Origin of the sequence: Pallidibacillus thermolactis (assembly GCF_025660415.1) — a bacterium.
In the GTDB taxonomy this organism is placed as follows: Bacteria; Bacillota; Bacilli; order Bacillales; family Caldibacillaceae; genus Pallidibacillus; species Pallidibacillus thermolactis.
Genome location: NZ_JAOUSE010000041.1, coordinates 1 through 26,159, shown reverse-complemented (window position 1 = coordinate 26,159; position 26,159 = coordinate 1). Strand labels below are relative to the sequence as shown.

Annotated in this window: 26 protein-coding genes and 1 other annotated feature; of the genes, 5 read left to right on the top strand and 21 right to left on the bottom strand. The window is 35.0% G+C overall.

The genetic code is table 11. The features are described 5' to 3' along the window. The 8 genes from OEV82_RS12110 to OEV82_RS12075 all read right to left on the bottom strand — a co-directional run. Positions 1-450, bottom strand: a 450-nt coding sequence (locus OEV82_RS12110; protein WP_263062026.1) for a class II fructose-bisphosphate aldolase, incomplete at its 3' end; no start/stop codon positions are given. Between the two features lie 64 nt (positions 451-514). Continuing rightward, positions 515-1,474, bottom strand: coding sequence for a 6-phosphofructokinase (gene pfkA, locus OEV82_RS12105; RefSeq protein WP_173659364.1), 960 nt, complete (start codon positions 1,472-1,474; stop codon positions 515-517). A gap of 41 nt (positions 1,475-1,515) precedes the next feature. Then, positions 1,516-3,234, bottom strand: a complete 1,719-nt coding sequence (gene ptsP / locus OEV82_RS12100; protein WP_173659366.1) for a phosphoenolpyruvate--protein phosphotransferase — start codon at positions 3,232-3,234, stop codon at positions 1,516-1,518. Positions 3,235-3,930: 696 nt separating this feature from the next. Beyond that, positions 3,931-4,542, bottom strand: a complete 612-nt coding sequence (ytpR, locus tag OEV82_RS12095) for a YtpR family tRNA-binding protein (protein WP_173659368.1) — start codon at positions 4,540-4,542, stop codon at positions 3,931-3,933. 6 nt (positions 4,543-4,548) lie between these two features. Continuing rightward, positions 4,549-5,358: a DUF1444 domain-containing protein gene (locus OEV82_RS12090; RefSeq protein WP_263062024.1), complete on the bottom strand. Its 810-nt coding sequence runs from the start codon at positions 5,356-5,358 to the stop codon at positions 4,549-4,551. 68 nt (positions 5,359-5,426) lie between these two features. Next, positions 5,427-5,753, bottom strand: coding sequence for a thioredoxin family protein (locus tag OEV82_RS12085; protein ID WP_173659372.1), 327 nt, complete (start codon positions 5,751-5,753; stop codon positions 5,427-5,429). A 148-nt stretch (positions 5,754-5,901) separates the two neighbouring features. Next, positions 5,902-6,429 carry a DUF84 family protein gene (locus OEV82_RS12080; protein WP_173659374.1) on the bottom strand — a complete coding sequence of 176 codons (528 nt, stop codon included), beginning with the start codon at positions 6,427-6,429 and terminating at the stop codon, positions 5,902-5,904. Between the two features lie 102 nt (positions 6,430-6,531). Continuing rightward, positions 6,532-7,608 (bottom strand): M42 family metallopeptidase, encoded by a 1,077-nt coding sequence (locus tag OEV82_RS12075; protein ID WP_173659376.1) that lies wholly within the window; start codon positions 7,606-7,608, stop codon positions 6,532-6,534. A gap of 213 nt (positions 7,609-7,821) precedes the next feature. Between OEV82_RS12075 and OEV82_RS12070 the strand changes: the two genes are divergently transcribed. Beyond that, positions 7,822-8,133: a PepSY domain-containing protein gene (locus tag OEV82_RS12070; RefSeq protein WP_173659378.1), complete on the top strand. Its 312-nt coding sequence runs from the start codon at positions 7,822-7,824 to the stop codon at positions 8,131-8,133. Positions 8,134-8,664: 531 nt separating this feature from the next. On the opposite strand, the gene OEV82_RS12065 is transcribed toward OEV82_RS12070, so the two are convergent. From OEV82_RS12065 to trmB, 3 genes are all read right to left on the bottom strand, one after another. Next, on the bottom strand, positions 8,665-9,519 hold the full coding sequence (locus OEV82_RS12065) for a YtnP family quorum-quenching lactonase (protein ID WP_263062023.1): 855 nt from the start codon (positions 9,517-9,519) through the stop codon (positions 8,665-8,667). Positions 9,520-9,644: 125 nt separating this feature from the next. Beyond that, positions 9,645-10,520: a YitT family protein gene (locus OEV82_RS12060; protein ID WP_263062022.1), complete on the bottom strand. Its 876-nt coding sequence runs from the start codon at positions 10,518-10,520 to the stop codon at positions 9,645-9,647. Between the two features lie 227 nt (positions 10,521-10,747). Further along, positions 10,748-11,386, bottom strand: a complete 639-nt coding sequence (gene trmB, locus OEV82_RS12055; RefSeq protein WP_263062021.1) for a tRNA (guanosine(46)-N7)-methyltransferase TrmB — start codon at positions 11,384-11,386, stop codon at positions 10,748-10,750. Positions 11,387-11,504: 118 nt separating this feature from the next. On the opposite strand from trmB, the gene OEV82_RS12050 reads away from it, so the two are divergent. Beyond that, positions 11,505-11,783, top strand: coding sequence for a YtzH-like family protein (locus OEV82_RS12050; RefSeq protein ID WP_173659387.1), 279 nt, complete (start codon positions 11,505-11,507; stop codon positions 11,781-11,783). A gap of 65 nt (positions 11,784-11,848) precedes the next feature. Here OEV82_RS12050 and OEV82_RS12045 read toward each other — a convergent pair whose 3' ends face one another. From OEV82_RS12045 to thpR, 4 genes are all read right to left on the bottom strand, one after another. Next, on the bottom strand, positions 11,849-12,613 hold the full coding sequence (locus OEV82_RS12045) for a phosphotransferase (protein WP_407672768.1): 765 nt from the start codon (positions 12,611-12,613) through the stop codon (positions 11,849-11,851). A 224-nt stretch (positions 12,614-12,837) separates the two neighbouring features. After that, positions 12,838-13,797 carry a diacylglycerol/lipid kinase family protein gene (locus tag OEV82_RS12040; RefSeq protein ID WP_173659391.1) on the bottom strand — a complete coding sequence of 320 codons (960 nt, stop codon included), beginning with the start codon at positions 13,795-13,797 and terminating at the stop codon, positions 12,838-12,840. 18 nt (positions 13,798-13,815) lie between these two features. Then, positions 13,816-14,799 carry an NERD domain-containing protein gene (locus tag OEV82_RS12035; protein ID WP_173659393.1) on the bottom strand — a complete coding sequence of 328 codons (984 nt, stop codon included), beginning with the start codon at positions 14,797-14,799 and terminating at the stop codon, positions 13,816-13,818. 51 nt (positions 14,800-14,850) lie between these two features. Then, positions 14,851-15,414 (bottom strand): RNA 2',3'-cyclic phosphodiesterase, encoded by a 564-nt coding sequence (gene thpR / locus OEV82_RS12030; protein WP_173659395.1) that lies wholly within the window; start codon positions 15,412-15,414, stop codon positions 14,851-14,853. A gap of 438 nt (positions 15,415-15,852) precedes the next feature. Here thpR and OEV82_RS12025 point away from each other — a divergent pair, with 438 nt between their 5' ends. Further along, on the top strand, positions 15,853-16,074 hold the full coding sequence (locus tag OEV82_RS12025) for a DeoR family transcriptional regulator (protein WP_173659397.1): 222 nt from the start codon (positions 15,853-15,855) through the stop codon (positions 16,072-16,074). A gap of 55 nt (positions 16,075-16,129) precedes the next feature. Here OEV82_RS12025 and OEV82_RS12020 read toward each other — a convergent pair whose 3' ends face one another. After that, on the bottom strand, positions 16,130-16,858 hold the full coding sequence (locus tag OEV82_RS12020) for a pseudouridine synthase (RefSeq protein ID WP_173659399.1): 729 nt from the start codon (positions 16,856-16,858) through the stop codon (positions 16,130-16,132). A 117-nt stretch (positions 16,859-16,975) separates the two neighbouring features. Here OEV82_RS12020 and OEV82_RS12015 point away from each other — a divergent pair, with 117 nt between their 5' ends. Then, positions 16,976-17,197 (top strand): hypothetical protein, encoded by a 222-nt coding sequence (locus OEV82_RS12015; protein WP_263062018.1) that lies wholly within the window; start codon positions 16,976-16,978, stop codon positions 17,195-17,197. Between the two features lie 62 nt (positions 17,198-17,259). Here the strand turns inward: OEV82_RS12015 and OEV82_RS12010 are convergent, their stop codons facing one another. Then, complete coding sequence (locus tag OEV82_RS12010) at positions 17,260-18,873, bottom strand: putative polysaccharide biosynthesis protein (protein ID WP_263062017.1); 1,614 nt, start codon at positions 18,871-18,873, stop codon at positions 17,260-17,262. A gap of 309 nt (positions 18,874-19,182) precedes the next feature. Here OEV82_RS12010 and OEV82_RS12005 point away from each other — a divergent pair, with 309 nt between their 5' ends. Then, on the top strand, positions 19,183-20,451 hold the full coding sequence (locus tag OEV82_RS12005) for a BaiN/RdsA family NAD(P)/FAD-dependent oxidoreductase (RefSeq protein ID WP_263062016.1): 1,269 nt from the start codon (positions 19,183-19,185) through the stop codon (positions 20,449-20,451). A 106-nt stretch (positions 20,452-20,557) separates the two neighbouring features. Here the strand turns inward: OEV82_RS12005 and OEV82_RS12000 are convergent, their stop codons facing one another. The 4 genes from OEV82_RS12000 to leuS form a co-directional block, all read right to left on the bottom strand. Beyond that, positions 20,558-20,743: a sporulation protein Cse60 gene (locus tag OEV82_RS12000; protein WP_173659406.1), complete on the bottom strand. Its 186-nt coding sequence runs from the start codon at positions 20,741-20,743 to the stop codon at positions 20,558-20,560. Between the two features lie 137 nt (positions 20,744-20,880). Beyond that, complete coding sequence (locus tag OEV82_RS11995) at positions 20,881-22,518, bottom strand: peptide ABC transporter substrate-binding protein (RefSeq protein ID WP_263062015.1); 1,638 nt, start codon at positions 22,516-22,518, stop codon at positions 20,881-20,883. A gap of 94 nt (positions 22,519-22,612) precedes the next feature. Further along, positions 22,613-22,918 carry a rhodanese-like domain-containing protein gene (locus OEV82_RS11990; protein ID WP_173659410.1) on the bottom strand — a complete coding sequence of 102 codons (306 nt, stop codon included), beginning with the start codon at positions 22,916-22,918 and terminating at the stop codon, positions 22,613-22,615. 136 nt (positions 22,919-23,054) lie between these two features. After that, the gene (gene leuS / locus OEV82_RS11985; RefSeq protein ID WP_173659412.1) at positions 23,055-25,469 is read right to left on the bottom strand and encodes a leucine--tRNA ligase; all 2,415 of its coding nucleotides are present in this window, start codon (positions 25,467-25,469) and stop codon (positions 23,055-23,057) included. 97 nt (positions 25,470-25,566) lie between these two features. Further along, positions 25,567-25,804, bottom strand: a binding site (T-box leader). Positions 25,805-26,159 lie beyond the last annotated feature (355 nt).

Sequence of the window (26,159 nt, the reverse complement as noted above, 5' to 3'; positions counted from 1 at the left end):
AGCGACAACATCGTCTTCTTGTCCACCAACGACACCTAATTCCGCTTCAACGGATACTCCGCGTTCATGTGCATATGCAACAACTTCTTTTGTCATCGCAACGTTTTCCTCAAACGGAAGATGGGAACCGTCAATCATGACAGACGTAAATCCTGCATCTATTGCCGCTTTACATTTTTCAACACTTGAACCGTGGTCTAAATGGATTGCAACAGGAACAGTAATGTTCATTTCTTCTACTAGGGCTTTCACCATCGCTGTCACAACAGTAAAACCACCCATATAACGCGCTGCCCCTTCTGAAACGCCTAGAATAACTGGTGATTTTTCTTCCTCTGCAGCTGCAAGAATCGCTTGTGTCCACTCTAAGTTGTTGATGTTAAATTGGCCTACAGCATAACGTTCTTCATATGCTTTGTTTAACATCTCTTTCATTGAAACTAATGCCATCATAATTCCTCCTAAAAGTATTTTTTATTTAATCTTAAAGGACCTAAATCCTAACAATTGAGTTCTAAATCGATAACTCTTTTGATAATGTTAAAAGATTTTTGTCCAATGTATGCGTAGCATTTAAAATCTCAGTGATCTCATGATCAACAATTTTATTGTCAACAATGCCAACAGCTCTTCCGCCTTTTCCTTCCATTAACAGTTCTACTGCACGGGCACCAAGACGACTAGCTAATACACGATCAAATACGGTAGGGGATCCACCGCGTTGCATATGTCCTAAAATCGAAACTCGAGTGTCAAAACCGGTTAGCTCTTCGATTTGCTTGCCAATTTCAACTCCACTTGTTACTCCTTCTGCAACAACGATGATACTATGCTTCTTGCCACGCTCATGGCTTTTCTTCAATCGGTCAGTGATTTCATGGATATCATAATCATCTTCAGGAACAAGGATCGTTTCAGCACCACCTGCAAGCCCGGACCAAAGTGCAATATCACCTGCATTACGTCCCATGACTTCGATAATAAACGTCCGTTCATGTGATTGAGCAGTATCACGAATCCTATCGATGGCATCAATCACTGTATTGAGAGCCGTATCGAACCCGATCGTAAATTGGGTACCAGGAATATCATTATCGATCGTCCCAGGTACACCAACACACGGAAAACCATGACGAGTTAGAGCGTTAGCTCCCTGGAATGAACCATCTCCTCCGATGACGACTAATCCTTCAATTCCCCATTTTTTCAATTGTTCAATTCCTTTTAGTTGTCCTTCTTTTGTCTTAAACTCCTCACATCTTGCAGAAAGTAACATCGTACCGCCTTGATGAATAATGTCACCAACAGAGCCTAACTCTAGTTTCTCAATATTTCCGTGAATTAAACCTGCATAACCACCGGTAATTCCATACACTTCTAAACCATGGTAAATCCCTTTTCGAACAACCGCTCGAATAGCAGCATTCATTCCTGGAGCATCTCCACCACTAGTTAAAACACCAATTCTTTTCACGTACTCACCCCATAAAAACACATACTTAATTGTAAGGTAAATTATTTTTCAATGACTTCTTTTACAGCTTCAATTACTTCATCCGTTGTACTCATTTGTAGTGCTCGTTGTGCTAAATCTTCCATTTCTTTTTTAGATAGGTGTAGGATTTGAGATCTTGCTTTTAGAATAGAAGTAGCACTCATAGAAAATTCATCTAGACCTAAACCAAGTAATAGTGGAATTGCAAGTTCGTCTCCTGCCATTTCTCCACACATACCTGCCCATTTCCCTTCTTTATGGGCCGCATCAATCACCATCTTGACTAATCTTAAAATCGCTGGACTATATGGTTGGTATAAATAAGAAACTCGTTCATTCATACGGTCTGCAGCCATTGTATACTGGATCAGATCGTTTGTCCCTACGCTAAAGAAATCGACTTCTTTGGCAAATTGATCTGCCATTACGGCAGTAGATGGAATCTCAACCATGATTCCTACTTCAATATCATCAGATACTTGAATTCCTTCGTTTATTAGCTTCTGCTTTTCTTCTTCAAGAATTCCTTTTGCAGCGCGGAATTCATCCAAGTTAGCAATCATTGGGAACATAATTTTTAAATTTCCATAGACGCTTGCACGAAGTAATGCACGTAATTGAGTTCTAAAAATATCTTGTTCTTCCAGACACAGACGAATAGCTCGGAATCCAAGGAATGGATTCATTTCTTTTGGAAGATCTAGATAGGATAGTTCTTTGTCACCACCGATGTCCAAAGTACGGACAACGACCGGTTTTCCATTTAATCCTTCCAGAACCGCCTTATAAGCTTCAAATTGCTCTTCTTCTGTTGGCAGCTCATTTCTACCCATGTAAAGGAACTCCGTACGGAATAGGCCCACACCTTCTCCTCCATTATTGATAACACCTTCTAAATCATTAGGTGTTCCGATGTTAGCAACTAGATGTACCTGATGTCCGTCTGCTGATTTGGTATTTTCATGCAATAATTTTGCCCATTCGGCTTTTTGTTCTTCATAACGGATTTGTTCATCTCTATAAGATTGAATAACTTCTTCAGAAGGATTGACGTGAACTTCGCCTTTTAAGCCATCCACAATAATTAAATCTCCATCTTGAATATCTTCAGTAGCTGTTTTAGTCCCTACTACCGCAGGGATCTCCATTGAACGAGCCATAATCGCGGAGTGAGATGTACGTCCACCGATATTGGTTGTAAATGCTTTTACATATTGACGATTCAATTGAGCCGTATCAGATGGTGTTAAATCCTCTGCCACCAAAATTGCGTCTTCTGAAATCATACTAGGGTTGACAATTTTAACACCGAGTAAATGAGACAAAATTCGTTTTCTAACATCTCGAATATCAGCCGCTCTTTCTTTCATATATTCATTATCCATTTGTTCAAACATCATAATGAACATATCCGTTACTTCTTTTAATGCATGTTCAGCGTTGACTTTTTCAGATTTAATTTTATCTTCAATTGGGGAAATCATTTCTGGATCATTGACAATTAATAAATGTGCCTCAAAGATCGCTGCTTTATCTTCACCTAATTCAACCTTTGTTTTATCACGAATAGCTTCTAATTCACTTTTCGTTACAGAAAGTGCTTCTTGTAATCGGCGAATTTCTTGCTCAACATCTGATATCTCTTTCTTTTCATAAGAAAGATCTGGTTCAACTAAACGATATGCTTTTGCAATTGCAATTCCACTTGAAGCTGCTATCCCTTGTAATACTTTACCCATTTATTGAGCCACTCCTTCATCTATTAATGATTTCTTTAATGTATCAAAAGTAGTGTTCATCAGCGCCATAACAGCCGTCATCTCTTTCCTTTTCTAGATGCAATGGCATGACACCCATGAACTTTCAGAGTCAAATTGAGTTACAGTATTGAATTGTAGTTTGGTCGTCCGTTTAAACCTTGAGGTTCTTGATATCTCATTCTGATCGAACTCCTTTTTAGTATTGCTAAACGTATGTATGAATATTTAGTTCTCTGTCTTTTTTCTGATTAGAAAAAAATCTGAGTTCGACACAAGTATCAGTTAAAAATGATATTCCATATAACTTTTACTTGGGGCAATTTTATTTGTTTTTCCATTTTATGGAAAATTAAAAAAACCTAAGCATGCCTACACTGTCAGTTTGTTGCGTAGACTCTGCTTAGGTAGTGCCTTCTGAAAGTAACACCCTAATTAGAGAATAATGATTCTGAATAACATATTTTATCTACTCAAGGTCGAGAAACGTTTACATTTATCTTTATAAATAAAACCAAGAAATTAACTAATTAATAGTATACACTTATGTTGAAAAATGTCAAGATCTGTCTATTTTGAACGTAAAAACGATGTTTCTATAGATTGTAAAGACGCGATGAATTGTAAGCAGAGAAAACTGCACAAAGGTTATGTGCAGTCCCGTCCCATTAATCAAATTTAAAATTCAAATTTTGCACCGACTTGATAAGAATCATCCAGAACAAGAATTCCTTTTTTCTCTGGTGCATTTGGCAAGCCGAGTTCTCGGGCTGAGCAAATCATCCCATTACTTGCGATACCGCGTAATTCAGATGGTTGAATAACTAGACCACTAGGCATAACGGCACCAATTCTTGCCACAACCACCTTTTGACCAGCATCAACATTAGGCGCACCACAAACAATTTGTAATTTTTCAAATCCTACATCAACTTGACAAATACTTAATTTATCAGCCTTCGGATGTTTTTCTATCTCTTCAACATAACCAACAACAAATTTAGGTGCAAAATCAGCTTCAAGTTTTTCATCAAAACCATGACCACCTAAAAGATCATTCACTTTTCTTAAAAAAACCGGATCTAAATCGATCACTGCTCGGTTACTAGCCTTTACATCAAAATATTTAGTAGCATGGAATAAGTTGTATCCATAAGTCTCATTTGACTCTTCATTATATATCCGAACAAGTTCGCCTCTTTTTTCATATTTCATTTTGTCATAATCAATTGGTTTTAAACTAATGATAAGCGTATCACCAATTCCTTCTTTATTGTAAAATACATTCATCTTTCATTAATCCTTCCTTTTTGGTCTATTATTTGCCATGATAAAAATAGGCATTAATTTTCCATCTTCATAATCAAATGATAACGATGTAATCGGAATTCGTCCATTTGTATAAAAACTCATAGTCATTTGTGCCAACACATCATATCCCGTATCATTTTTAATGTCAGCAAAAATTAATACGTCTTGATGGGGAATTGAGATCACTAGTTTTCCTTCTACTTTATCTTCCATTTCCTTTAACAATGCATCATTTAATATTCGACTTGCATCATAACCATCGTTCGTATTGAGAAAATAAAAATCATTTTCTGCCACCGTATCTTTTTTTAGCGGTGTAGGTAAAGAACGTAAATTGAATTTCGCAACTTCTCGAATTCGATTTGCATCCCAACCTTCTTTTTCTAACATTTCTTCATCAATTATACGATATGTCTTTCCTAAATCTATCGCATAAAAGATTCTCGTTTCAGCAGTATGATCATCGTAAATCAATTTTACTTCATCTTTTTTTACAGTCTTGTGGGATGTTGAGCGCATCACAGGATATATATTCTTTTCATTCCCAGAAAGAGCAACTTCTGTATTCATCGCTTTTAAGCCTTCATTAACAAAGAAAACAATTTCATCTATGGCCGCCTCTTTTTTCTCATTCCATTTCGAAATGACCGTCGGTATAGATATATTAACACCCTTTTTATTTTGAATATTTTCAATACGCAAATCACTCTTATCGCGATCAAAGATAAATTTTCGAGTTGGGTCTTGTAACCGTTCTTCCAATAGTTTCCGCATTTTTTGGACAGTCATTTTCATCGATTGTCCCTCCTTTCGACCCATTAACAACCGTTTGTCATAACGACTTGTATTTGAACAAAAAAATTTTATTTAGCAGCATTTAAGTTATCTAGAAAGTTTTCAACTTCTTCTTTTGTTTTTCGATCTTTGCTAACAAAGCGACCTAATTCTTTACCGTCTTGATAAGCTACAAAACTTGGAATTCCAAATATGTCTAGTTCTTGGCAAAGATCAATAAACTGATCACGATTAACAGAAACAAAAGTATATTTATTTTTATATTTTTCTTCAATCTCAGGTAAAAAAGGATCTAAAAAGCGACAGTCTCCACACCAATCTGCCGTAAATAAAAACACATGGGCACCTTTATTTTTTAACTGTTGAAATTCCTCAATCGATTTTAAGTTCAGCATTTATATAATCCTCCATTATGTATAAGAATGTTTTTTAGAAAATAATCTATTAAGAGTTTAACAAAGCTTTGATCAACTTTCCATTATAACAATAACTTCCATTTGCTTAAACTAAAAATGACTATTAGTGTCGAGTTTGACTAGACCGCTAATAGGACGATTTCTTTTGCATTATTTCATATTCAAGTTGACCTTTTAAGATTTTGACTACATGGGTAAACATATCGTCGCGATTTATTCTACCATTTGTGAAAATTCCAATCGCACCTTCATGGGAACGCACGTTTTCCTTTTTACAAAATTCAGCCATTACAGGACCTAATTCCTCGCCCTTTCGTAACCTTTCACTGATCACCTCAGGTAACAATATTCTAGCGCCCCCTGCAATGAACGGTTTCTGTTCTCCTTCGACTACAATTGCCCCCCAATTGCAAAGCATGAGTCCAAAGGGGGTTTCTGTCACACCACCTTCTAAACCAATTCCGATAGGACGGCTTGTTTTTACAATGGCTTCTTTCGCTCGATTTATTGCTCCTGTAATTGTCTCTTCGTCTGAAAACGGTTGTTCACTGACACCTGATGGTACATCTATCCCTATAATGTCTGCATCCGCACCAAAAACATTCTTTACTGCTTGAATTTTCGCTCGATTTTTTGTACCGATCGCAATTTTCATAGTTTTCCTCACTTCGATTGTATTTTAGAAAAAGCAACCAGGTTAGCCCGATTGCTTTTATCTCCTTCTTATGTTTAGTTTAACGATAGTTAAACAATTTCATTACACATTTTGTTTAATGGTTTCAACCGTCGTTTTATCACAAGCTTTTACTAACTTTATTAATAATTCTTTCGCAGCAGCATAATCATCAACATGGATCATTGAATTATGGGAATGGATATAACGAGCACAAATGCCGATCACAGCACTTGGAATCCCTTCATTCGCTAAATGAATTTGCCCTGCGTCTGTTCCTCCTTGGGATACAAAATATTGATAAGGTATATTATTAGATTCAGCCATATCAAGAACAAATTCGCGCATACCACGATGTGTAACCATTGTCGGGTCGTAAATTCGAAGTAATGCGCCTTTACCAATATGACCAAACTCATTTTTATTACCAGTCATATCATTGGCCGCACTTGCATCTAGGATAAAAGCTAAATCCGGTTTAATCATATACGCCGATGTACGGGCACCACGTAAACCAACCTCTTCTTGGACCGTTGCACCAGAATATAATGTGTTTGGAAGTGTTTCGCCATGTAATTCTTTTAATAATTCGATGGCAAGACCGCATCCATACCGGTTATCCCATGCTTTGGCCATAATTTTTTTCGGGTTTGCCAACACCGTAAATTCACTTACTGGTACAATAGGTTGACCAGGTTTGATCCCGATTTTTTTTGCATCTTCTTTATCATCGGCACCAATATCGATCAATAAGTCCTTTATCGGTGTAACTTTATCTTTATTTGACTTGCCTCTTAATAAATGTGGCGGGATGGATCCGATAACACCATCTACTGGACCTTGATCTGTGTATATTTTTACTCGTTGCGCTTGTAAAACTTGTGGAGACCAACCACCTAATGTTTGAAAACGGATCATACCATTATCTGTGATCGAAGATACAAGAAAGCCAACTTCGTCCATATGTCCACAAACTAAAATTGTCGGATCATCTTCTTGACCTTTGCGAACTCCAAAAATACTGCCTAATCCGTCTTGAACAATATGGTCAGCGTATTTCGTTAATTGTTCTTTCATAAACTTCCGTACATCATGTTCATTTCCAGAAGTTCCAGGAAGTTCTGTTAACGTTTTAAATAGTTCCAATGTTTCTTGATTCATATTATCCCTCTTTCTTCCGTACCATAATAAAAATTATACTTCCCTTGTTTTTTTCATAGCTGACGATCACTGTACTTCATCATGAAAAACCTTACAGAACTATTGTACATAACTTTATAATTGTTTGCTAATATGGAATTTTTTTCGAATAAAGGTAATCATAGTATTTTTATGAAAAAAACGATATAATTTTTCTGACAGGGGGCGATAAACATGAAATGGAAACATTTTCTTATTGGTGCTGCTTGCGGGCTTGCTACTGGTTGGCTTGTACAAACTTTTTTTCATAATAATCAATTATTGTCATCAGAAGAAGTCATCAAAAAAGTGAAAGATTCTCTGAAAACCGAAGGCAAAATTTCAGGATCATGGATTATCACCAAACCGGAAACATTGGAAAGAGATCTTATTACATATCAAGTTTATCGTGGCGGAATAACAAAATTGACCGACAACGATGAGATTAATATGGAATTTTTAGCTGATGCCAAAACCGGTACCATTTTAGAAGTTGAAAAAATTTAACATCTTGAAAAAGACTGTGAAAATGAAAAGCTATACTCCCTTATAGTAGACATGTAAGATATCAAAAAAATCTAAAAGGATTTGCCTTGTTAAATAAAAAACTAAAACTGTTTATGGCCACTGTCTACTTAACCGGGCGTAGTTCAAAAACTCACAGTCTTTTTTAATTCATAAGTATAGTAGTCTGGGGATCTAATATACGTCAGAAGCATATCATTCTAAACTGTTTTTAATTTGTTTGCGAATATCTTTTTCAATCACATTCAAATCATTACCTTCGCTTTGTCCTCTAAGAGCTTCTCTTACACATGAACATTTTAACGGTATTCACTTTCATTTTGTCCACGAGATATTCCTCAGAGTTTCAGACTCTATTTAATCCAGGTTTGCTTGATAAACCTTCTCAAAGCCTTTTCTAAATTATATGTTACTACTTTGTCCATGATAAGCACCCTCATAGACACAACATCTCATGATCTCCACGTAAAAAAGCAAGTGAGTATTTCTTTGAAATACTCACTTGTTAGCTACTTAAATTTCTACATTAACCTGACGCTTTAATACATCTACAATTTTTCCGTCTTTATCCCATTGAATGGCACAATAAACTGCATCATGATAAAAAGTAAGCCAAGCATTATTTTCTGCTGCAAAAGGAATCCACTTTTGTTTTTCAGCTATGGATGCCATCGGATAATCATCATAGGCCATGACCCATAATACATTTTGATGAGCATGGGTTGGCAATAGATCAGCTAAATGGATGGCCATTTCACCTTCTGATTCCATGATAACAATCGCATGACCATCACTATGGCCACCCGTATGCACCATTCGAATACCTGGGTAAATTTCAAGCTCCTTTTCAAACGTTTCCACTTGTTTTTCAATGCCACGCCAATTTTTTTCCCAGTAGGTTGATTTCGAGCGGATATTTGGATTACGCATTTCATTCCACTCTACATCCGTTGTATAAATTGTTGCGTTTGGAAAAGTAGACACATAATCGTCACCTTCGATTTTCGTTATCCCACAAGCATGATCGAAATGAAGATGAGTCATTAATACAGCATCGATATCTGCTGTTGTATATCCCAATTGTTGAAGAGATTGAGCTACTTTGGATTCTTCCGTTACCCCGAAATTTCTTTTTTGTTTTTCCGTTAACTTTCCATTCCCAATTCCAGATTCAATTAAAAACTTCTTTTGATCAATTTCAATTAAAATTGGATCTGTACGGCATTCAATTTGATTTTTATCGTTAACTGCATATTTTCTTGTCCATAAAGGCTTTGGCACAACACCAAACATCGCCCCACCATCTAAATGGGTTACACCGCCATTTAACCATGTTAGTTTTATTTTTCCAATCTGTAATTGTTCCATCTTCCCATCTCCCTTGTTTGTTCAATCAGTTATGAAAATTTTAATATAATTCTACAATTCATACAAATGATTATCATTGTGTTCAAAGCAAAAAAGCTGCTTTTCCTAAGAAAAACAGCTTTCCATTAATGTTTACCTTTATTTAAAAACTGCCCACCATTTACTTCACTAACATCGGATAACGCAACAAAAGCATTTGGATCAAAGTGTCTAATAATCTTTTTCAATTTTACTTCTTCGATACGAGTAATCACACTATAAACCGCTTTTCGTTTATCACCACTATAACCACCCGTACCTTCAAAATATGTAACTGATCTACCTAACCGATGAACTAAAGCATTGCCAATCTCATCTGCCTTCTCGGAAATAATCACCACCGACTTAGATTCATTTAAACCAGCAATGACAGTATCCATCATTCTTGCAGCAACTAAATATGATATGATCGAGTAAAATGCACTGTTCATTCCAAAGACAAGACTTGCCGATAAGAAAATAAATAAATTAATAAACATGACGATATTCCCAACGGAAAATGGAGTTTTACTACTGATTAATGTTGCTAATATTTCAGTACCATCTAAAGCACCGTCATTTCTTAAAACAATTCCGACACCAATCCCAAGGATACCTCCACCGAAGACCGCTCCTAATAATGGATCATTTGTAAGAGGTTCAACGTCATGTAGTAACTCTGTAAATATCGATGCAAGTACAATTCCATATAAACTTTGAATAGCAAAAGATAATCCCAATTGTTTATATCCGATGATAAGAAAAGGAATATTGATCCCTACAAGAAATATACTAAAACCAATTGGTGTTATTTCTTCCAATAGTAACGAAATACCAACAATGCCACCGTCAATTAATCGATTGGGGATCAGTAACGCTTCCAATCCATAGGCAAAAATTAATGCACCAATCGTAATCCAAATATAACTATTTAAGATGTCTCCCCATTTACTGGTTTCTAAATAATCTTGATTCTTCCTCATTGAACGCCTTCCTTCCATTTAGAATAACAAACTACTTCTTTTTTATTAAATACTAAATCGTCTATTTTTTAAAGAAAAATGACAAAAAAGGAAGTAAATATTCCAATAAATAGATTCGCTTAATATTATTTTCAAATTTATACCCGTACTAAACCAAAGTAAAAGAAAAAATCCCATTAAAGGATATATATCCTTCAACAGGATCCCTGCACATAATTAATAAAATTTCACGGAAACTGCACTTCACAACGATAAATGCGATTTCCTTTTTTGGAAAACTTTTCTTCATATTCGGTCATAATATTTCCTTCAAAATCACTATTATGCAAGTCTAAACTTACGAAATTTAATTTTAAACCGTATTGGGAAAAGCTAATTAACGAGTATTCAAAAAGACCTTGGTTGTCGGTTTTAAAATGCAGTTCCCCGCCTTTCACAAGTATCTTTTCATACATTTCTAGATATGACTTATACGTTAATCTCCTTTTTTCATGGCGGTTTTTCGGCCATGGATCAGAGAAATTTAAATAAATTCGTTTGACTTCTCCTTCTGTAAAATAATCAAGGAGATTTTGGGCATTGACATTCAATAATTTCAAATTCGTTGGTTCCGACTCAAGAGCATAATCCAATGCAGAAACAATAACACTTGTATAAGCTTCGATACCAATAAAATTAATGTCAGGGTGGGCTTTTGCCATTTCGTTTATAAATCTTCCTTTTCCCGTCCCGATCTCAATATGAATCGGATTTGAATTACCAAATAATTCTTGCCATTTCCCTTTATATTTTTCCGGCTCTTGAATAACAAGTTCTGGATGATTCAATAATTTATCCTTTGCCCACGGTTTATGTCGTAAACGCATAAATTCCACCTCTTCTTCAATAACTAGTGTCTCCAATTTAACTACTTACGAAAACAGTATAAAAAGCAAGCATAAACAAATAATAAAATTACAAAATGTGTCATATAGGAGTGAGATTATGCCAATTCAATATACAGACCAACTAAATTTACTAAAAGATATATTACGAAATCAACAAGAAGATTGCTGTGGCTCTGTTTCAGAATGTGAACAAATAGAACGTACAGTGAAATCATTATTAATAAACGGTCAATTACCTGCCGAAGCAGTAGAGATTTTAAATGACATTTATAAATACGGTCAACAAGGTAAAAATACGCAACACTTAGATACCCACATCCAAAATCACCAAGAGCAATTATCTAACTGGGTAAACGAAATCGACCAATTTTCATAAACCCGTATCACAACATGGGCCTTCATCTGAAAAAGAGGCTGTCTCCATCAAAAGGACAGCCTCTTTTATTTGATTTTCTCTAAATATTCAAGCCAGTATATGCTATCTTCATTGCGTCCAATATTTTTAAAAAATTGTATCGATAGCAATGTTTGGTAATAGGCATACCATTTTAAGCGAATTCTCACTTCATCCGTCAAACTTAAACCATACATTTTTAACCAGTTATTCCATTCATTTTCTGGCACATACCAATACAATAATGGACCGATATCAAAGGCAGGATCACCTATAATTGCACTTTCCCAATCTATTAAATATAGCTCATCTTGATCGGTAAGCATCCAATTATTATGATTCATGTCACCATGGCAAACTGCCCAATCAATCGGTTTCATCCTTGAAATATTTGTTTTTAAATAATGATGTGCCTTTTGAAACGTTGGATTATTTTTTAACGCATCATCGACATTTTTCTCTAGATGCATTAAAAGGGTTTCTGGAAATACGGGGGTTTTTCCTAATCGACGCATCATGGATAATAAAGGTTTTGATCGATGGATTTTATTTAATAATTTAGCAACCCGATCACAATTCATGTCTTCAGGTTCAAGTTTTCGCCCTTTAATCCATTGTTGGGCTGTAATTACATCACCATTTTCCAACCGTTTCGTCCAAACTAACTTAGGTACAATCCCCTCTGCAGACAACACTGCGAGAAAAGGTGAAGAATTACGTTTTATAAACAATTTTTCATTATTATGCAACGCAAGAAAAGCTTCTCCAGTTACACCACCGGCAGGTTTAATAACCCAGCCTTTTTCAAACATATAATCCACCGTTTTCACCCTCATTAATGCATCAATCATATTCCTTAGTCAAGAAGCAAATTCAATACTTTCAATCTCAAAAAAACCGATAATAATATAATATAGTAACTCTATGATTGTATCTCTTTAAAAACGTTTTAGTCAAGAGAATTTTAATTAAATCAATTTTCTATCATATGTATATAAGTGTTCTCCCACATATTATTAACATTTATCGATTTATTTTACAAATGACGTGTTTCTATGCCATTTAATAAGGAGACTGCCTTTTCCTTTACTTGAACCGAAACAGATTCATCTCCTTTATATTCACCGTCTGCATGAATTGGAATCGTTTTATCGGTTTCTATAAAAATCTTTTTTCCTTTAGTAAAATATACACCTTTAATTGTTCGATGACCACCCCATAAGACCGTAATAAATAAAAGTAAAATTTTCCATCGGGTTATATTGTAAACAACTGTTACATCTAAAAACCCATCATCAACTACGGCATCTGGAGCAATCTTTAAACCGCCACCAAAATAGGGTTGATTTGAAACCGTCACAAGCCATACACGCTCAAACACTTTTATTTGTCCGTCAATATTCATTTTAATACGAGTAGGTTTGTAAATAAATAATACTTTAAGTAAAAATAAAAGATAAATCAGTTTCCCTAAACCCAGTTTATTATAAATCCGTTTAACTTTTGATTCATTCACCTTTTTTGCTACTGTCGCATCGAAACCAACACCTAAATTATTGAAAAAACACCCTCTATTGGAAGCCTTCACTTGAAAACGACCACAATCAACATTCCGAGCAATCGGAATCTTTTTATATGCACCTAAAAGATGTAAGATATGTTCCGTCGCTTTTTTCGGATTCCTTGGAAGTCGATATCCTCTTACAAAATCATTTCCTGACCCCGCTGGGATATAGCCGACTATTCCATTTTTCATCGGATAAACCCCATTTAAAATCTCATGAATCGTTCCATCGCCACCTACTGCAATGATAAGGATCCGATCTTTTGTATTTTGTAAAATTTTCTTCACTTGCTTAATTCCATCTCCAGGACATTTTGTAAAATATGCCTGATAATAGATATGTTGATGTTTCAGTTGTTTTTCCACTTTGTTCCAAACGCGTAAGCTTAAGCCATTTTTTGCAGCGGGATTAATAATAAAATACAGTTTCACAAAAATCACTCGATTCTTCTATTGATATTTAAACCCTTCGTCACGCCTTGGCATGGCCGTTGTTTTACAATGCTCCAATATACATTTCGCTGCTTTAAATTGAGTGCTTTTTAGAGGCGTTTTTGATAAACGCATTCGTTGAAACCATTCATTATAATTTCGTTGATCAACAATAATCACACCATAAGGAACCTGGGGTAAATCAATATATCCATTTCTACTTATAATAATTTTTTTAATCGGAACATCTAAATTTTCCTGCTTCAAAATTCCCTTTACAATCGACTCAGTTCGATTCAATGATATTAATGGATTTAAAAATTTCTCTCGTCTTTGATTGAAACGGCCATCCCAAAAATATTGATCAGAACCAAGATAAACCGCCCCATCTTCCTTTTCTAAAAATGTAATACAGTAAGTTTCTGTCGGTGTTAACATAATGGTTTCACTTTCAACGGGTGCTTTTTTTAATAAAAATATAGGTTGATACAGCAATAAATATGTATCTGGAAATCGTTGAATAAAGTATTTTAAATTTTTCTCACGATAATAGGAATAATCAATAAAAGATTGGCTAGAAAATGTTGAACTAGCCCATATGAGTTGAACACGGAATAAATCTTCAAGAAATTGACGTTTTAACTCTTCAATCGTTCTAGGAAATGGACCATTTGAAATTTTAAAATCACCTAAATTAAAGTGCTCGTCATCTGTATAAGTGGTTTCTGTTTCGACTTTTGCTTCCAAGATTTCCTCTTCACTGTGCCGCCATTTAAATTTCTGTTTCATCTTATGCCAGAAATTGTCCTTTTCTTCCTCTATATAAACATTGGAACGTTGCTCGGACTCAAACGGTTCTTGCTGTCGCAATTTTTCATATTCCCATTTTTCTTTATAAAGTTCCCATTGCTTACGTTTAAGTCGGATAAACCGTGCTGGATATTTATAAATATCTAGCTCATAACGTGAGATATAATCTTGAAGTTTAATTAGTTGTCCCATAATAAAAACCTTCCTCTAAATAAAGACAATAAACCGTTGTTAACAGGAGTATTATTTTAATGAAAAGCAATAAAACTCATGATATTTCGGTATTTGATTCAAATGTGTTTCATATAAAACGATTTCCTCGACTTGAAAGGTAACGCTATTTCCTTCAATTGTAATTGAAGTTAATGTTTTGTCATTAAATGGTTCCTCGCCATTCCATTTACGTGCAAGAGTGATATGGGGACGAAAAGGTTTACGATCAAGTTCAAATCCTGTCCTTATACATTGATTATACACTTTTTTTTGAATGGAACATAAGCTGTCTGAATGATGAACACCGGCCCAAAAAATACGAGGATTCGTTTTTTTGCCAAAAGTCCCTAATTGATCAATCGTTAATTTAAAAGGATCGACACCTGTTAACGTTTCATGAACTTGCATAATGATTTGTTTCAACATACTTTGTTCGGCAAAACCTAAGAAAGCAAGGGTGATATGATAATCTTCATAATGAACCCATCGTTTAAATGGATATTGTTCTTTATTCATTTCTACCCATCGTTTTAAAAATTGTTTTGCTTCCTTCGGTAACTTAACCGCGAAAAAATAATGATATCTCGGATCCACTCTTATACACTCCTATCCTTTATATCGGTAGTTATTTAATCGTTTACATATAAATGTTGTCATTGTATCCCTTTGTAATAAGTCTTTTTAAATGTCATTGTTACAATCATATTACATAATTGCTTTGAATAATCTAATAAATATTTACATATATTTTATAAAAAGGAAAATATTGATCTTTCCTTTCCCTTAAATCCGCCACTTAAACGTACCATTACGAAGTAAGGTTCTAAAAATCGTCAATATTTTTTATATAGTGCGGAATTTACGAAAAATTAACAGAAATGACTAGTAAATGTTAAGATAATTCGCTATAATGACAGTATTACATAATATGTTTTAGAGGAGAGATTCAAAAGTCCACAATATGTATTAATATTTGTTTTCTACCGTTGTCGTTTGCAGTAAGATCAAAAAAATAATTAGGAGTGTGGTTTTTTGAAAAACTCAACCGACCGGATGCTAACTCGGATCAAGTCAGTCTATATGTTTATTCATGAGAATGGAACTGTGTCAACACAGGAACTAGTTGACGAGTTTGGCACGACTCCTCGAACAATACAAAGAGATCTCAATGTTCTTGCGTATAATGGCTTAGTAAAAAGTCCAAGACGAGGCAAATGGACAACGACAAATAAAAAAGTGAAATTATCATCTTAGAAGTTGAAATATATTCAGCTGTTCATAAATCACTTTATATGAACAGCTTTTTTATTTAATCTTTAGCTACTTGCAATTCTTTAAGTAATGTTATTTCTTCATCGGTTAATTCCCGGTACTCACCTTCAAGTAAATCTTTATCTAATTGAATTGGACCCATCGATAAACGTTTTAAATACACGACCTTTTTTCCTACAGCTTCAAACATTCGTTTTACTTGGTGATATTTTCCTTCCGTAATCGTTAGCTCAATTTCCGATTGAATCTCACCACTTCGTAAAATTTTTAATTTTGCAGGTTTCGTCACATAACCATCATCAAGTTCTACTCCCTCAGAAAACTGTTCTTGATCTGTTTTAGTAACCGTACCGCGAACAACTGCATAATACGTTTTCGGGACATATTTTTTTGGTGATAACAATTGATGTGCCAATTGACCATCATTCGTTAATAAAAGTAAACCAACCGTATCTTTATCTAAACGACCAACTGGAAAAGGCTTATATATCGCATCATCTATATCTAATAAATCCGTAACGGTCTGGTCATAAACATCCTCGGTGGCCGATATGACACCAGCTGGTTTATTCATCATTAAATAGATAAATTCTTTATATTTTACAGTTTCACCGTAAACCGTAATCTCATCATGATTAGGATCAACATGGATCTTTCCGTCAGTCACAATTTTACCATTGGCTTTTACAGCGCCGGCTCTCAGTATTTTTTTAACTTCTTTTCGACTACCAAACCCTACATTGGCTAACAGTTTATCAATACGCATCAAATCAGTCCTCTCGTAATTAATCAAGCGTTTTAAAATTTTATAGGCATCTCACCATTCACTTTTAGACAAATACACATACACTGTTAATGAAAATGCGGAGGAGGTTATGCAAATATGATGAATTATTCCTATTTTTACCAAGATCCAACACAATACCAGGATCCTAGACAAACACAGTTCCCTGGTGGAGGAGGTTTTTTCCCTGGACCTGGTTTTCCTGGTAGTGGAGTGCAAAATCAAATTAATCGCTTAGAAAGAGAAGTAAACCGACTACAACGAGAAGTGGAACGTTTAGACAATCGCGTTCGAAGAATCGAAAGACGGTTAGGTTTTTAGTAGAATAACATTTGTAAAAGAGGGCTGAATTGTATCAGCCCCTTGCATTTTTCAATAATCATTTAATTAGTGCCCAAACGTTGCTTTAATTTTTTCACTTGATCAGGAAATAGGAAATAAATTAACCTTGATTTTATACTTAAATAAAAATATACTACTGCACCAATTACGGCACAAATGCCGATTAATATTAATGCAGTTATTTGGTTATCTACTGGGATAAACAGGGAAAAGATTCGATAACTCAAATAAACGACGACACCCATAATGACAGCAAAAATGAAAATAAGTAAACTCCGTCTGTATACAAGTCGATATCGATAATAAGCATAGTATCGAATAATCAATAAATTAATAAGTATAGCTACTCCATACCCAATGGATGTGGCATAAATGGATCCATTCGTTTGGAAAGCTTCAATTAATGGAATGTTTAATATCATTTTGAGTAGCAATCCAATTAATAAGCTTAATACAGTAAATTTTTGTCGATTAATCCCTTGTAAAATAGCGGCTGTTACCGAAAATAAGGCAAATAGAATTGCAACAGGTGCATAACTAAATAATATGTTTGCCCCGATTTCATTATGGCCGTAGAAAAATGTATACATTGGCTCCGCTAAAATCATAATACCGAAAGTTGCTGGTAAAGTTAAATACAACAATACTTGAAATGTCTGATTTAACTGTAGTCTCAACTCTGTATGATCTTCATTTACAAACGATCTTGTAATTAAAGGTACGAGAGTTAGTGAAAACGCTGTTGCAAAGGACACAGGGATAATGACAATTTTATGGGAATTAAAGTTTAACATTGCGTAGAAGGCTTCTGCCTCTTTTGCAAGACCAATTGAAGCCATCGTTTTGTTAAACGTTAGCATATCCACTAGTTGAAATAAAGGGATAGCAATACCAACAATTATAAAAGGAACAGCAGAAATGACGATTTCCTTATACATTTGAGATAAAGAAATCTGTACTTTTCCACGGTCTTGAGCAAGTAACGCATCAAGATATGGTTTTCGTTTCATCCAATACCAAAATAGGACAACTAATCCTCCTATTGCACCAATAAAAGCCGCAAATGTAGCCAATTGAACAGCAAATACCGTCGATCCGTTTAAAATCTTTAAAACAATAAAAGCCCCTAGTAATAAAAAGACAATTCGCACAACTTGCTCTATGACTTGCGAAACAGCAGACGGACCCATGGAACCATGTCCTTGGAAAAAACCTCGAAATAAGCTCATAAACGGAACAATAATAAGTGCAAAACTAACTGCACGAATGACAGAAATGACATCATTTACATTTGAAGTTAGATCATCATCAGGAATAATATACTCTGCTAACATAGGAGCAAGCATATATAAAAAGAAAAATGCCAATAAACCAGTTGCTAACATAATGGCTAATCCCGTTTTAAATAACCGTCTACCAACAGCATATTCTTCTAAAGCATTATATTTAGATATGGTTTTGGAAACGGCCATCGGAATACCAGCTGTAGCAACTGAAATAAAAATTGTATAAGGCACGTATCCATATTGATACAGGGCTACGCCTTGAGTACCAACTAACGCATTAAACGGAATGACATAAAATAAACCTAATATCTTTGATATATATGTACCAAGGGTTAAGATCATCGTTCCCCTGATTAATTTTGACCCCATAAAATCCCTTCCTAACAATACTCTATTTAGTTTTACAGTTCTTAAAAAATAAATTATACACGAATATAGTTTACATGTTTTTGTGTCCAATTGACAATTTCAAATGTGTTTCAACAAAAATCGATTAAATTTTTCCAACTAAAAAATAATTATGTCATCATTGCAGGTTTTTTACAAGAAAATTTATCGCTAATGTTTTAGCATAACAAAAATTGTCATCTTATAATCTTCTTTCTTTCCCTTCTTTTATTTTATATAATAGTTAAGAAATTTTATTAATATAAGTTCGAATAGTTAGGGTGAAAACAATTGAAAACAGATGTACTTGTGATCGGTGGTGGACCTAGTGGTCTAATGGCAGCTATAGCAGCAGCAGAAACCGGAGCCAAGGTTACACTTGTCGATAAAGGAAATAAATTAGGAAGAAAGTTAGCTATTTCAGGCGGTGGACGTTGTAACGTTACGAACCGGTTGCCTATTGAGGAAATTGTTAAACATATCCCAGGAAATGGTCGTTTTTTATACAGTGCGTTTTCCATTTTTAACAATGAAGATATTATTAGTTTCTTTGAAAATTTAGGTGTTCCATTAAAAGAAGAAGATCATGGAAGAATGTTTCCAGTATCGAATAATGCACAATCCGTTGTCAATGCCTTACTCAACCGATTAAAGGAATTACATGTTACAATTAAACCCAATTGTCCTGTAGAAGAATTACATTATGAGGATGGTCGAGTCAAAAAAGTAATATTAAAAACGGGTGAAACGATTGAGGCTAAGGCCGTTGTTATTGCAGTCGGTGGAAAATCTGTACCCCATACAGGATCTACTGGTGATGGTTATCCTTGGGCTAAAAAGGCCGGTCATACGATAACCGATCTATATCCAACAGAAGTTCCATTAACATCTGATGAAACGTTTATTCAAGAGAGAATATTACAAGGTCTTTCATTACAAGACATTTCATTATCTGTACTAAATCATAAAGGAAAATCAATCATCACTCATAGGATGGATATGATTTTTACCCATTTTGGAATTTCGGGACCTGCTGTATTACGTTGCAGTCAATTTGTCGTAAAAGAGCTTAAAAAGGGAATTTCTAAACGAGTAACGATGAAGATTGATGCCTTACCTGATCAGAATGAAGACATGTTATTTCAACAAATGTTAAAAAAAGTGAAAGAGGAACCGAAAAAAGCTGCAAAAAATGCTTTAAAAGGATTTGTTCCTGAACGTTTACTACTTTTCCTTATGGAAAAAGCCGGTATTGAAGAAAACCGTTCGATGAATTCAATTGCGAAAGAGAAATTTAGAACCTTGGCACATTTCATCAAGGATTTTCGGTTTTCAGTCAATGGATCCTTACCAATTGAAAAAGCCTTTGTTACAGGAGGAGGCGTTTCAATTAAAGAAATTGAACCAAAAACCATGGCATCGAAAAAAATGTCCGGTCTTTATTTTTCTGGTGAGATCTTAGACATTCATGGTTATACAGGAGGGTTCAATATTACATCTGCTCTTGTTACCGGTCGTTTAGCTGGCATGAATGCGGGCCAATTTGCCATACAAAGTTAGAAAAAAAGGAGATGTCTTAAGCAAAACAATTACTCCTTATTTGCCGATTCATTTTTAGGAGTAATGATAATACTTAGACATCCTTTTTTTTATAAACCGCATTAAATCATTTCCGATAAATAACCATAGCGGAAAAGCAGTATATTTGATCTTCTTCATCATCTTCATACATAGTTGCCACATGATACTTAATATCAATCAATTGATCTTCATCCAGGTTTTTTAAAAATTGGTTTATTTCAATCTCTAAATCTTTTTCATGTTCATAGTCAAATACTTTTACACTGACCATATCCTCTACACCCCTTTTTATACATGTTTTCCAATAAGTTCGAATTTTATAACTTTTTAAAAAACAAAAAAATACCCTTCATGATAATTTGAAGGGTATTTACAAAAAATCATATTCTTTTACAAATTTTCATCTTTTTATTCAATATAACCCCATTTATACTCATAGGTCGTTGCATTTGCAAACACATCTTTTACTTTAGGAGATAACAGTTGGGCTACACCATATTGATAAATCGGTGCAATGACGCCATCTTCAAGTAAGATTCTTTCTGCTTCTAAAAAATTTTCAAATCGTTCATTTGGGTTATTTGCCAACGTCGTTGCCGTTTCTTCAAGCAAACGATCATATTTTTCATTGGTATAACCTGTATTATTATTTGGTCCGTCCGTAATCCACATATTTAAAAAGGTATACGGGTCTCTATAGTCTGGTATCCAACTAGAGATAGAAATATCATAATTCATTGACCTTTCTAACTCATTTTTTTGTTTTGCTGGTACGGGCTTAAGTGTAATGGATAAGCCAGTTAAATTTGTTTCCAATTGATTTTTAAGATATTCGCCCATTACGGTCGTTACTTCATTATCCCCCAGTAATAATTCTAACTCAACTTCTTTTTTCCCTAGTTCAGTTAAACCTTTTTGCCAGTTACTTTGAGCATTGTTCAAATCGTATGTCATTATATCGCCGCTTACATCACGATAATCTTTCCCTGTATCAGGCATGGTTACAAATTTTTCAGGGACAAAGCCGTTTGCAACAATGGATCCATTATTTAAAATTTCATTCACTAAAGCCTCTTTATTAAATGCTTGACTAATTGCTAATCTTATATTTTTATTCGCTAATGCTTCATGATTTTGATTCATTCGTAAAAAGGTAATGGAATATTGCGGATTCACTTGGAAATCTTCACGACTTGAATATTTATCAACTAAATCAGATGCGATATCGACAAGATCAACAGTACCTTGTTCATATAATTGAACTGCAGTATTAGGATCTTTAATGACTTCAAAGGTAATTTCTTCAAGCTGAACAGTGTCCGCATCCCAATATGTATTATTTTTTACAAGTTTCCACGAGGTTGCTGTACTATTCCATTCTTCAATTTTAAACGGACCATTTGATAAAGTTGTTTCTGAACTTGTACCAAACCGCTCACCTTGTTGTTCAACAAATTTTTGGTTTAACGGCAAAAATGTGCCAAATGTCGTTAAGCCCATAAAATATGGGGTTGGGTTTTCCAACTCAACAATTAACGTATAATCATCAGCAGCTTTTACCCCGAGTTCTTCTGGAGGAAGTTCTCCTTGACTAATCGCTGTTGCATTTTTAATAACGTCATTCATCATATAAGGACCATAAACAGAGCCGGTTTTTGGATCAATTGCACGCCGCCAAGCATAAACAAAATCATGAGCAGTTACTGGATCTCCGTTTTCCCATTGGGCATCTTGACGCAGACGAAATGTCCAAGTTAAGCCATCTTTACTAACAGAATGATTCATTGCAATTCCTTCTACTGGAATTGCATTTTCTCCGAGGCGATAAAGTCCTTCCATTCCATTCGCTATAATGTGAAAGGAATATTGTTCAGAAGCCATCGCGGGGTCCATTGTAGGTAATGCATCACCAATTGTTAAGTTAAGAACTTGCTTTTCCCTTTCAGAAGTATTTTCTCCTGCTTTATTTTCATGTTCCCCGTTTCCACATGCTGTCAATACCATGATAATGAAACAAAAGAACATTATTTTTAACCAATTTTTCATCTTTTACTGTCCTTTCCATAAAAGATTTGCAACACCAACAAAAACACTCAAAAAAACAGGCTCTTATATACGTAAACATTTATGTTGCAACATCTCACTTCCCTGAAACAATGTCACCGTTCCACTCTAACATGCCACCCACCATATTTATTGCTTTATAACCATTTGCTTCTAAAAATTGACAAACATGGCCGCTTCGTCCACCCGACCGACAAATAAAAATATATTCTTTATCTTTATCGAGTTTGTCCATATATTCTGGAATTTGATTCATAGGTATATGTTTAGCACCTGGAATCATTCCATTTGCTACTTCATCATCTTCACGTACATCAATCAAATGAAGTACTTCACCCTTCTCCATTTTTTCTTCTAATTCTTTTGGTGTAATTTCTTTCATAATTAGACCTCCATTTTTATACAATGATCAAGTACCCACTATATTTTATTAATGTTTATGCAATCATACAAGCATTGCTTTAACAGGAACTATATCATAACGAAAACAGCCGTCATTTAAGACGGCCATTTTCTAATTAATTTGCAACAATATTTACTAATTTTCCAGGAACTGCAATTACTTTACGAACCGTTTTCCCTTCAAGTAACTCTTGGATATGCTCATTCGTTTGTGCAGCTTCTACTAATGCATCTTTAGAAAGATTAGCAGGCACAACTTGTTTTGCTCTCACTTTACCGTTAATTTGAATTACAATTTCCACTTCATTTTCTACGAGTTTGGCTTCATCATAAGTTGGCCATTCCGCATACGTAATCGACTCTTCATGACCAAGTTTTTCCCAAAGTTCTTCAGCAATATGTGGGCAAACTGGTGAAAGTAATTTTACAAAACCTTCAACATATGCTTTTGGAATTTCCTTCGCCTTATTTGCTTCATTAATAAAGACCATCAACTGTGAAATTCCGGTATTGAAACGCAATGCTTCATAATCATCTGTTACTTTTTTCACCGTTTGGTGATATATTTTTTCAAGTTCTCCACCTGTTTTATCAACAATTTTTTCAGACAATATACCATCATCGGTAATAAACAAACGCCAAATTCGATCTAAGAAACGACGAGATCCATCGAGGCCCGTTGTTGACCAAGGTGCGGATGCTTCCAATGGTCCCATAAACATTTCGTAAAGTCTTAATGTATCTGCACCATGGCTATCCACAATTTCATCTGGATTGACTACATTGCCTTTTGATTTACTCATTTTTTCATGGTTTTCACCGAGAATCATACCTTGGTTTACTAATTTTTGGAATGGTTCTTTTGTTGGTACAACACCGAGATCATAAAGGACTTTATGCCAAAAACGAGCATATAACAAGTGGAGAACAGCATGTTCTGCCCCACCGATATAAAGATCAACAGGCAGCCAATACTTCACTTTCTCAGGATCGACAATGAAATCATCATTTTCTGGATCAATATAACGCAAATAATACCAACAGCTACCAGCCCATTGAGGCATCGTATTTGTTTCTCGGCGACCTTTTTTACCTGTAACAGGGTCAACAACTTCCAGCCAATCTTTTGCATTCGCTAGTGGTGATTCACCTGTTCCTGATGGTTTGATTTCATCCATTTTTGGTAGCATTAACGGAAGTTCTTCCTCAGGAACCGCCGTCATTGTACCGTCTTCCCAATGGATAATTGGAATAGGTTCACCCCAATAACGTTGACGGCTGAATAACCAGTCACGTAGTTTATACTGAACTTTTTTCTGGCCTATGCCTTTTTCTTCAACCCATTCAATCATTTTCTTAATCGCTTCTTCTTTGTTTAACCCATCTAGAAATCCTGAATTTACATGTGGTCCATCGCCAGTATAAGCTTCTTTTTCAATATCTCCGCCAGCAACGACTTCACGAATTGGCAAATTAAATTTTTTCGCAAATTCATAATCTCTTTCATCATGGGCAGGTACCGCCATTATTGCCCCTGTACCATAGGACATTAAAACATAATCAGCAATCCAAATGGGCATCTTTTCATCATTAACAGGATTCACTGCATAAGCACCAGTAAATACACCGGTTTTATCTTTTGCTAAGTCTGTTCGTTCAAGGTCAGATTTTTTTTGTACTTCTGTTTTGTATGCGTTAACCGCTTCTTTTTGATCTGCTGTTGTAATTTTATCCACAAGTGGATGTTCCGGTGAAAGGACAGCATATGTTGCACCAAATAATGTATCCGGACGTGTTGTAAATACTGTAAACGACTCATTATGACCATCAACATCAAAGGTAATTTCTGCACCTTCCGATCGCCCAATCCAGTTACGCTGCATATCTTTCAAACTTTCTGGCCAATCCAGTTCATCCAAGTCTTCAAGAAGACGATCAGCATATTCTGTAATTTTCAAAACCCATTGTCTCATCGGTTTACGAATAACTGGATGTCCTCCGCGTTCACTTTTACCATCAATAACTTCTTCGTTTGCTAATACCGTCCCTAATGCCGGACACCAGTTTACAGGCACTTCATCAATATAAGCTAGTCCCTTTTCAAATAGCTTAGTAAAGATCCATTGGGTCCATTTGTAATATTTTGGATCTGTTGTATTCACTTCCCGATCCCAATCATAAGATAGTCCTAACGAATTAATTTGCCTTTTAAAAGTTTGAATATTTTTTTCTGTAAATTCAGCCGGGTCATTTCCAGTATCTAGTGCATATTGTTCAGCAGGAAGACCAAAAGCATCCCATCCCATTGGATGTAGCACATTATATCCTTGCATTCGCTTCATTCTGGCAACAATATCGACCGCTGTATAACTTTTTGGATGTCCTACATGAAGTCCCGCACCGGATGGATACGGAAACATCGGCATCGCAAAATACTTCGGTTTACTCATGTCCTCGCCAGTTTTAAAAGTTTTGTTTTCCAACCAATAACTTTGCCATTTTTTTTCAATTTGCTTATGATTAAAACTCATCTAGTTCCTTCCTCCTTATTTGCCTTTTATTTGCGAACAAAACTTTTGAAACGGAATATTTTTCATAAAATAAAAATCCTCCCATCCCAAAAGAAATTTTTGGGACGAGAGGATTAGTATTCTCCCGCGGTACCACCCAGTTTAATATATACGATCATAGCAATCGTATATATTCGCTCATTGGCCCGTAACGTGGGTCGATTCGGCAAATACTACTTTCATGTTCATATTTGCGACTCGAAGGCGAGTTCACGTTGTGCGATGACTGGCTTGCACCAACCGCCAGCTCTCTAAACATTGCAAACAACATTACTATTCCTTCTCATTGTCTTTCGAATTTGCTAATTATGGAAATATTATATTGAAACTTTCGACAAATTGCAAGCTATTAAAGAAGCCACGATCAATAATTCCTCCGCAACAACAACTAGAATGCAAAACGATTCATTCACCAGTCGGCATTTTCATGTAGTTATACGTTTTTTGTATTATATGCCATTGTTTTAAATTATGACAACAAATTGTATGAGTATAGTAGCATTAAAAGAAAAGTTTGATCCATAGTTATAGATGTAGTATAGATTTATGGACACAACTTGGTTAAGTCATTAATATTAAACTAACGAAAGGTTGTGTCCGAATCATGAGTCAAAAACGGTATAATCAAGAATTTAAACAAACAGTAGTTGA

Excerpts from the sequence above, each read along its gene's own strand:
- OEV82_RS12035 (WP_173659393.1), bottom strand. The coding sequence starts at position 14,799 with ATGGGACAACTAATTAAACTTCAAGATTATATCTCACGTTATGAGCTA.
- OEV82_RS12080 (WP_173659374.1), bottom strand. The coding sequence starts at position 6,429 with ATGAAAATTGCGATCGGTACAAAAAATCGAGCGAAAATTCAAGCAGTA.
- leuS (WP_173659412.1), bottom strand. The coding sequence starts at position 25,469 with ATGAGTTTTAATCATAAGCAAATTGAAAAAAAATGGCAAAGTTATTGG.
- OEV82_RS12085 (WP_173659372.1), bottom strand. The coding sequence starts at position 5,753 with ATGCTGAACTTAAAATCGATTGAGGAATTTCAACAGTTAAAAAATAAA.
- ptsP (WP_173659366.1), bottom strand. The coding sequence starts at position 3,234 with ATGGGTAAAGTATTACAAGGGATAGCAGCTTCAAGTGGAATTGCAATT.
- OEV82_RS11995 (WP_263062015.1), bottom strand. The coding sequence starts at position 22,518 with ATGAAAAATTGGTTAAAAATAATGTTCTTTTGTTTCATTATCATGGTA.
- OEV82_RS12090 (WP_263062024.1), bottom strand. The coding sequence starts at position 5,358 with ATGAAAATGACTGTCCAAAAAATGCGGAAACTATTGGAAGAACGGTTA.
- OEV82_RS12060 (WP_263062022.1), bottom strand. The coding sequence starts at position 10,520 with ATGAGGAAGAATCAAGATTATTTAGAAACCAGTAAATGGGGAGACATC.
- OEV82_RS12050 (WP_173659387.1), top strand. The coding sequence starts at position 11,505 with ATGCCAATTCAATATACAGACCAACTAAATTTACTAAAAGATATATTA.
- OEV82_RS11990 (WP_173659410.1), bottom strand. The coding sequence starts at position 22,918 with ATGAAAGAAATTACACCAAAAGAATTAGAAGAAAAAATGGAGAAGGGT.
- OEV82_RS12075 (WP_173659376.1), bottom strand. The coding sequence starts at position 7,608 with ATGAATCAAGAAACATTGGAACTATTTAAAACGTTAACAGAACTTCCT.
- OEV82_RS12000 (WP_173659406.1), bottom strand. The coding sequence starts at position 20,743 with ATGGTCAGTGTAAAAGTATTTGACTATGAACATGAAAAAGATTTAGAG.
- ytpR (WP_173659368.1), bottom strand. The coding sequence starts at position 4,542 with ATGAATGTATTTTACAATAAAGAAGGAATTGGTGATACGCTTATCATT.
- trmB (WP_263062021.1), bottom strand. The coding sequence starts at position 11,386 with ATGCGTTTACGACATAAACCGTGGGCAAAGGATAAATTATTGAATCAT.
- OEV82_RS12010 (WP_263062017.1), bottom strand. The coding sequence starts at position 18,873 with ATGGGGTCAAAATTAATCAGGGGAACGATGATCTTAACCCTTGGTACA.
- OEV82_RS12070 (WP_173659378.1), top strand. The coding sequence starts at position 7,822 with ATGAAATGGAAACATTTTCTTATTGGTGCTGCTTGCGGGCTTGCTACT.
- OEV82_RS12020 (WP_173659399.1), bottom strand. The coding sequence starts at position 16,858 with ATGCGTATTGATAAACTGTTAGCCAATGTAGGGTTTGGTAGTCGAAAA.
- OEV82_RS12065 (WP_263062023.1), bottom strand. The coding sequence starts at position 9,519 with ATGGAACAATTACAGATTGGAAAAATAAAACTAACATGGTTAAATGGC.
- OEV82_RS12015 (WP_263062018.1), top strand. The coding sequence starts at position 16,976 with ATGATGAATTATTCCTATTTTTACCAAGATCCAACACAATACCAGGAT.
- OEV82_RS12045 (WP_407672768.1), bottom strand. The coding sequence starts at position 12,613 with ATGTTTGAAAAAGGCTGGGTTATTAAACCTGCCGGTGGTGTAACTGGA.